The organism is Elusimicrobiota bacterium (assembly GCA_026388075.1).
In the GTDB taxonomy this organism is placed as follows: domain Bacteria; phylum Elusimicrobiota; class Endomicrobiia; order Endomicrobiales; family JAPLKN01; genus JAPLKN01.
On sequence record JAPLKN010000038.1, the window covers coordinates 1 to 7,617 of the forward strand.

The 7,617-nt window shown below is 38.5% G+C and carries 8 protein-coding genes; all 8 read right to left on the reverse strand.

The features are described from left to right. Nucleotides 1-356 (reverse strand): alanine racemase (locus tag NT145_01795; protein MCX5781426.1); only part of this gene is annotated, 356 nt, incomplete at its 3' end. A 6-nt stretch (nt 357-362) separates the two neighbouring features. Then, a complete protein-coding gene (gene dnaB / locus NT145_01800) occupies nt 363-1,748 on the reverse strand; it encodes a replicative DNA helicase (protein MCX5781427.1) in 1,386 nt (461 codons plus the stop codon). Next, nucleotides 1,749-2,222 (reverse strand): 50S ribosomal protein L9, encoded by a 474-nt coding sequence (rplI, locus tag NT145_01805; GenBank protein MCX5781428.1) that lies wholly within the window; start codon nt 2,220-2,222, stop codon nt 1,749-1,751. 118 nt (nt 2,223-2,340) lie between these two features. Next, a complete protein-coding gene (rpsR, locus tag NT145_01810) occupies nt 2,341-2,622 on the reverse strand; it encodes a 30S ribosomal protein S18 (GenBank protein ID MCX5781429.1) in 282 nt (93 codons plus the stop codon). 132 nt (nt 2,623-2,754) lie between these two features. Beyond that, nucleotides 2,755-3,198: a single-stranded DNA-binding protein gene (locus NT145_01815; GenBank protein MCX5781430.1), complete on the reverse strand. Its 444-nt coding sequence runs from the start codon at nt 3,196-3,198 to the stop codon at nt 2,755-2,757. Next, complete coding sequence (gene rpsF / locus NT145_01820) at nt 3,161-3,544, reverse strand: 30S ribosomal protein S6 (GenBank protein ID MCX5781431.1); 384 nt, start codon at nt 3,542-3,544, stop codon at nt 3,161-3,163. The genes NT145_01815 and rpsF overlap by 38 nt, the downstream gene beginning before the upstream one ends. A gap of 161 nt (nt 3,545-3,705) precedes the next feature. After that, complete coding sequence (locus NT145_01825) at nt 3,706-6,822, reverse strand: efflux RND transporter permease subunit (GenBank protein ID MCX5781432.1); 3,117 nt, start codon at nt 6,820-6,822, stop codon at nt 3,706-3,708. Between the two features lie 39 nt (nt 6,823-6,861). Beyond that, a partial coding sequence (locus NT145_01830) for an efflux RND transporter periplasmic adaptor subunit (protein ID MCX5781433.1) occupies nt 6,862-7,617 on the reverse strand: 756 nt, incomplete at its 5' end.

Here is a 7,617-nt window from a genome sequence, read left to right on the forward strand (position 1 = left end):
ACTTCCGTAAGATTTTCTAAAGGATAAATGCTTCCGAGAATTAAAATGTCTTTTCTGATTCCGCCTGCCCTTAGCGCTATTCCTTCTTCAATTGAAGAAACTCCAAGCATTGAAACGCTTTTTTCGGCCAGTTTTGAAATGGGAAGAGCCGTATGGCCGTAAGCATTTGCCTTTACTACGGCAAGTATTTTGGTTTGCGGCTTTAAAAGTGACCGAATTTTTTGAATATTTTTTGTAAAAGCATCCCTGTTTATTTCAGCCCATGTAGGACGGAACATTTTTGTTGCGCCTGGCAATGAAAGATGATAAGATTGCTCCCTTTTCGCTGAAGATTTAGATGGATTTTTTTTTATCATGAATTTTTAAGAAATTTCTTGTTGAGGCGTAAAATTCTCAAAACGGGTATAATCTTTCTCAAAAACTAAGGTTACTTCGCCTGTGGGACCGTTTCTTTGTTTTCCAAGGATAATCGTTGCAACTTTTTCATTATCAGGGTCATCCGTCTTATAATATCCTGCGCGGTATATAAAAGCAACGACATCAGCATCTTGCTCAAGTGCTCCTGAATCCCTTAAGTCTGAAAGCTGAGGCCTTCCTTCCCTGCCTTTTTCTTCGGGTTTCCTTGAAAGCTGTGAAACGGCAATTACAGGGATATTTAGATCCTTAGCAAGGCCTTTAAGAGCTCTTGAAATATCGGACATTTCCTGCTGCCGCGATTCAATGCGCCCCGTGCCCCTCATTATTTGTATATAATCAATAATAATAAGTTCAAGTTTTTTATTTTCCAGCGCAAGTTCTGAGGCAAGCCTGCGCGAACGCGCCCTAATGTCCAGGACAGTAAGGCTGGAGCTGTCGTCTATGTATATCGGCGCGTCAGCAATTTTTGAAGCAATCGTAGTAAGGTTGATCCAGTTCTGCCTTGATATAAAACCTTTTCTTGTCTGGTGAGAGTTAACGCGCGCGGCTGAACATAAAAGCCTAAGCATAAGAGATTTTTTTGACATTTCAAGCGAAAAAATTGCAACCGGCTTCTTCTCTGCCATAGCTACATATTCAGCGATATTAAGCGCAAGAGCAGTTTTTCCCATTGAAGGCCTGGCTGCAAGAATTATCAGGTCTGAAGGCTGGAGCCCGGAAGTAAGTTTATCAAGATCGGTAAATCCTGTCCTTAAGCCCGGGACATCCTTTTTGTCTGTAAGAAGTTTTTCAAGATCGTTCAAAGAATCGTGCACGAGGTCTTGAATATTGGCAAAACTTTTCGTGTTCCGGCTTTTTGAAATATTAAAAAGTATGCCCTGGGATTCGTCTAATATTTCTTCCGCGGAAAATTTTTCATTAAAAGCGGAATTAACGATATTGCTCCCGGCGTTAATCAATTTTCTCAATATTGATTTATCCCGCACAATTTCTGCGTAATGCTCAACGTTAGCTGCAGTAGATACTGAATTGATCATGGAAGTTAGATAAGATGTTCCGCCGTTATCAATGAACAATTTATTTTTTTTGAGTTTTTCGGATACAGTAATGATATCTATAGCTTTGCTGTCCAATTCCAGGTTTTTTGTTGCGGTAAATATCTGCTTGTGAAACTCACTATAAAAATCGTCTTCGTTTACAATTTCCAATCCCTTGCTAACTGCTTCTTTTTCAATCAGCATTGAACCTAAAACTGCCATCTCTGCTTCAATGGACTGGGGCGGGACTTTATCTATTTGGAGATCAGTATTTTTTTTGGTTTCTAAAGCCATTTAATCCTTTTTCTCCGCATTATTTTCTATTTTTTCTTCTACGACCCAAACTTTAGCTTGCGCTGTCACTTCCGGATGAAGACGCACATTAACGGTATAAGCTCCGACTTCTTTCAGGGACTCAGCTAAAAGAATGTCGTGTTTATTTATTTTAAAACCTTTTTCTTCAAAAGCTTCGGCTATGTCGGAAACAGTAACAGCCCCGAAAAGTTTACCGTTCTCACCGACTTTTACGGTAATAGTCAAAGATATTTTTTCAATTTTTTCCGCAAGTTCTTTTTTCTCACTAATAAGGGATTCCCTTTGCTTTTCAAGCTTTATTTTTTCTTTCTCCCAAATCTTGAGGTTTTTCTCATCTGCTTCCATAACAAGACTTTTGGGAATAAGGTAATTCCTGGCAAAACCGTCTGAAATCTCTTTTATCTCGCCTTGCCTGCCGACATTTACTATATCAGAACGCAATATTACTTTCATTAGCTCCTCCCACTTCTTAGTTGTAAGGGATAAGGTGTAAGGGTTAAGTTAAAACTACCATTCATTATTTTGCCGTTGCCGTCACTTAATCCTTATCACTTACCACTTAACACTGTTACTAGATAACTGCAAACGGAATAAGTGCAAGCATTCTTGCTCTTTTTATCGCGATGCATAAAATCCTTTGATGTTTTGCGCAGTTTCCCGTAATCCTGCCCGAAAGAATTTTTCCTCTTTCAGTCATGAAAGTTCTTAAAAGACTTAAGTTCTTATAGTCTATTTCCACTTTATCAGCGCAAAACTTGCATACTTTCTTTTTTATGGGCCCGCCGCGGCGGAATCTTCCGCCTTCTTGAGGCCGTGCGCTTGGCCTGCTTTGTGGCCTGCTAGTTTGTACCATATTTTTACTCCTTATTTTTTTTAAACTACGTGTAAAAGTGTAAAAGTTTGGAAAGTTTTGAAAGTTAGATGCTTTTAAAGTCTTTAACCTTCACACATTTACACTTTCTAAACTTTCTTAACGTATTTTTTATTAAAACGGAATTTCTTCTTCGTCACTGGGAGTATTCTCGCTGCGGCCTTGAGATTCACTTACATCAGGAACAGCAGCGGCGCTGCTTGCAGCCTTTGACAAAAACTGCACCCTTCTTGCAACCACTTCAATGCTGTTTCGTTTTTGTCCCTCTTTAGTTTCCCATGCCCTGCTCTGAAGCCTTCCCTCTATATGGACCGGCAGCCCCTTTTTTAGCCTTTCCCCGCAACGGTTTGCAGATTCTCCCCAGACAACGACAGGAATAAAGCTTGTGTCGTCCTTCCATTCTCCTGAGGAAGCATCTTTATAGCGGCGATTAACGGCTATATCTATGCGGCAAAACGCCTGGCCTTTTGTTGTAAAACGGACTTCAGGGTCTCGGGTTAAACGGCCGACTATGGTTACGCTATTCTGCTCCGGCAGTCTTAAGTTCGTTTGATTCATTAGACTTTACCTCCTTAAGCTCGGGTTGAACTTTCTCAGGGGTTTTTAAAGATTTTTTCTTTTTTTCTATTTTCACCGTTAAATAGCGTATTACAGAATCATTAACCCTGTAGAATGTTTCTAAAGCGTGTATCAATTCTCCCGGTCCGGACAACTCCATAAATACATAATTTCCTTCGCGAAACTTTTTTACGGGATACGCGAGTTTCTTTTTTCCCAGCTGCTGAATTGCAACTATGGAACCATGCGAGTGATCAACAACTTTTTTTACTTTTTCTACGATTTCGTCAATTTTTTCGGCAGGTAATTCGGGGGAACAAATAAATGTGCTTTCATACGTGGTCATTTAAAACACCTCCTTTCCGGATTTCCCTGAAGGGTTTGATAGTTTGGTTATACTCACTATTTACCTCTTAAGGGCTTAGCCCCCCGATTATATCGGGAAGCAAAAGATTGTTGATATATTACTAAATTATTATTGCTTTGACAAACAAAAATTAAAAGATTCTATGGCACAAATCTCTTCAATCTTCCTTCAAAGAGATCGTAAAATATCGGCACGATTATCAATGTGATAAATGTTGAACAACTTAATCCGCCTATAACTGCTATTGCCAAGGATTTCCAAGCTTCGGCACCCTGCCCTTGAGAAATGGCCAGGGGAAGAACTCCGGCTAGAGTAGTAATCGTTGTCATTAAAATCGGCCTTAATCTTACCCTGACCGATTCAACCAACGCTTCTCTAACGGTAAATCCTTTTGCGCGCAGTTGGATTGTATAGGTAAGAAAAACAATGGCATTATTAACAACAATACCCGTAAGCATAATTAAACCGATAAAAGAATTCACGTTCAGAGTCTGATTAGTTAGAAAAAGAGACCAAATAACTCCCACAAATCCAAACGGAACAGAAAACATAATAATAAATGGGTCGCGAAAAGATTCAAATTGTGCCGCCATAACTAAATAAACTAAAATAATCCCTAAAAGAAATGTGAAATAAAGATTTTTGAATGTATCTTTCATTTCTTTTACAGTTCCGCCGAATTCTATATTGACTCCGGGCGGCACATTGATTTTTTTTATTTCCTTTTCTATTTGCCTGCTTATTTCGCCCAAACTTCTTCCAAAAATGCTCCCGGTCACCATAATATATCGCTGCTGGTTTTTTCGTGAAATTGATTGAAACCCGCCGACAAGTTTCACTTGCACAAGATCTGAAAGAACAAAAGATCTTCCGTCCGGAGTCCTAATATTTAAACTCAGGACGTCTTTAATATCTTTAGCATCTTGCGGCCGAAGCTTGACAATAACAGGATATTCGTCCTGGCCGTCCCGGTAAAGCGTGGCGGTTTTGCCCTTGAAAGCAATACCGATAGTGTCCGCAACCAAGTGCGGCGGTATCCCGTATTTAGCAAGTTTTGAACGGTCAATAATCAGCTGATATTCTATCTTTCCCTTCTCCCTGCTTAATTTAACTTCAACAACGCCATTCGTTTTGCGCATAATATCTGCAATTTGCACAGCGACTGAATCAGTAACATCATAATCTACTCCGGCTATTTCTACGACAAGAGGCCTTGCAATCGCTCCGCCAAACTTCTGCGATAGGGGGTCTCCTGTTGTAAACTCAATATGTACGGGGCCTGGAATCTGCGAGTATTTATTTCTAAGAATATTTACAATTTCTTGTTCGCTTCTTTTCCTTTTTTCTTTCGGTTTAAGCCTAATATATAAACGCAAAAGATTTTGACCTTCTTCGGAAGTGCCCCCGCCGCTTTGTGAAATAGTATAGACTTGCCCGGACTGGCTGGATAACCCTTCTATATCTTGACCAACAATAAGATTAGTTTCATCTATAAGTTTTTGGGCAAATTCATCGGTAGCCGTGACCGAATAATTTACCGGCATTTTAATTGTTGCTTGAATAAAAGCGCTGTCTTGTGAAGGAAAAAACTCCGTGCCCACGAAATTAACAAGGCCCAATGATATTGCGAATATGAAAATCAAAAAAGATATTATTTTTTTCTTGTTATCCAATGAAAATAAAAGCAATTTATGGAAAAATATTTGAGTTTGAGCAATAAGAAATTTAAATAAATTTTCAATCTTTTCAATAATTTTATTTTTTTTAATTTCCTTATCGTCAAATTTGATAAATGACGCTATCATAGGGCTCAATGTCAGAGAAACAACCAGTGATATTAAAAGGGTAATAGTCACTACATAAGCAAGCTGTTTGAAAAGAACCCCGACAAGACCTTTAGTAAAAATTAGCGCGAGAAAGACAACTACAGTTGTAAAAGTTGATGCGCTGATGGCTAGAAAAACTTCATTAGCCCCTTTTATTGCGGATTCTTTCTGTCCTTCTCCAAGCTCAGTCCTATGTCGCATGATATTTTCTGTAACAACAATTGCATTATCAACCACCATTCCTATGGCAATTGCTATTGCAGAAAGAGACATTATGTTTAATGTATATTTCATTATGTAAAGAAAAAAGAATGAAACAATCAATGAAGTTGGTATAGTTACTAATATTACCGAGCTAATTCTAACATTGAATAAAAATAGATAAGTAACTATTACAACCAAAAGCCCGCCCCAATAAATGGAATCTCGCAAACTGTCAATTGTCCTTTGAACATTTTGGGCTAAATCTACACCGATTTCAAAGTCAATATCCTTCGGCAGATTTTTTTTAATTAATTCCATGATTTTATAAACCTGATTAGCGACAGCCACTGTATTTGCGGTAGCCTGCTTTTGAATTGTAAGAAATGCGGATTTTAATTTATACCTTTGGCGGGTAATTGATACAATTATATCTTCATATCCGTCTTCAACTCCGGCTATATCATTCAAATAGACTCCTTTTCCCATATAGTTTCCTATAAGAGTTTTATTCATTTCTTGTGTATTGGAAAATTCCGCCGGAAGCCTTAAGAAAAAAGACTGGGATCCGACCGTTAATGTACCTGCCGGCTGGACAATATTACTAAGGGCAAGAGCCTGCACAACCTGTGAAAGGCTTAATTTGTAGGCATTAAGCCTTGTTTTATCAACATTGACCAATATCGCTCTATCTGGCACGCCGCCAACGTAAACATTGCCTACTCCCTCAATCTTTTTCAAGGGTTCAGCGACTAGGTCATAAAGAAGTTTTCTTAACCTGGGAAAATTCTGTTTTGCTGAAAACTGATAAACAATCATAGGTATCTGGGCTAAATTAAACTTGGTAAGAATAGGGCTTTCCGCGCCGGACGGCAGTATTCTTTTTGAAATATCTAGACTTGCCCGAACATCGTTTGAGGCGGTGTCCAGATTTGTTCCATAGTCAAAGTAAAGTTCAACAATGGAATTATTCTCAATGGACGTTGAACGTATCTCTTTCAGATTATCAATTACACCCATAGTAAGTTCAATGGGTTTTGTAACTTTATTCTCAATATCTTCAGGGCCTGCGCCATCGTACCACGTACTTATGGTTAACACGGGATAGGTAATTTCGGGAAAAATATCTATATTAAGTTTTGTTAATGCAACAAAACTCAAAATAAAAGCTACGATATAAAATACTACCGTAGCAATTGGCTTTTTTATGCTAAACTCTGGAAGCGTCATTACTTACTCCGTGTTTAAATTTTCTATTATTTAACTATTTTACTCTGAAACTTTTACTTTTAGTCCTTCTTTTATATTGAACTGCCCTACAGTTATAACATCTTCTCCTTCGTTCACTCCTGATAAAACTTGCACATATCCCTTTGTCTGCAGGCCAAGTTTCACCGTTCTTAAACTGGCCAAACCGTCATTATTTATCACAAAAACTGTATTTTCCGAGCCGGGATTATACATTACGGCTTCTTGAGGGATGATAAGGGCATTTTGATGTTTTTTTGCAAAAATTTCAACTTTTGCAAACATTCCCGGTTTAAGCTGATAGCCGATATTAGGGGCTACAATATCCGCGGAAATAGTCCGCGACATTTCGTCCAGCGATTGATTTAAATTGGCAAGTTTTCCTTTATATTTTGCATTGGGGTATGTATCAACGTAAAATATTGCGTCAAGCCCGTTTTGAACTTTTGAAAAATCTTTTTCAGAAATCTGAACATTAATTTTTACCCTTTCAATTGAAGCAATTTCCGCTAAAGGAAAACTCGGGAAAACCGTTTCGCCTTCATTCACAAAATATCTTGTAATGATACCTTTAAGAGGGCTCTTTACCTTTACTAATGAAAATTCCATCGCGGGCTCATCGCGGTCTATTTCAATAATTGGTTCGTTTTTTTCAACTCTTGAACCGGTCGCTTTTACCTTGGAGTGGACTTTTCCCGGCATAACTGAAAACACTTTTGCTTCCGGATATCCGTGAACCTCGCCGGTAACTTCCACGGTATCCCATATATCCTTTTT

What these genes read in the sequence shown, in the direction of transcription:
- dnaB (MCX5781427.1), bottom strand. Translation starts at nt 1,748, where the DNA reads ATGGCTTTAGAAACCAAAAAAAATACTGATCTCCAAATAGATAAAGTC.
- NT145_01825 (MCX5781432.1), bottom strand. Translation starts at nt 6,822, where the DNA reads ATGACGCTTCCAGAGTTTAGCATAAAAAAGCCAATTGCTACGGTAGTA.
- rpsR (MCX5781429.1), bottom strand. Translation starts at nt 2,622, where the DNA reads ATGGTACAAACTAGCAGGCCACAAAGCAGGCCAAGCGCACGGCCTCAA.
- rpsF (MCX5781431.1), bottom strand. Translation starts at nt 3,544, where the DNA reads ATGACCACGTATGAAAGCACATTTATTTGTTCCCCCGAATTACCTGCC.
- rplI (MCX5781428.1), bottom strand. Translation starts at nt 2,222, where the DNA reads ATGAAAGTAATATTGCGTTCTGATATAGTAAATGTCGGCAGGCAAGGC.
- NT145_01815 (MCX5781430.1), bottom strand. Translation starts at nt 3,198, where the DNA reads ATGAATCAAACGAACTTAAGACTGCCGGAGCAGAATAGCGTAACCATA.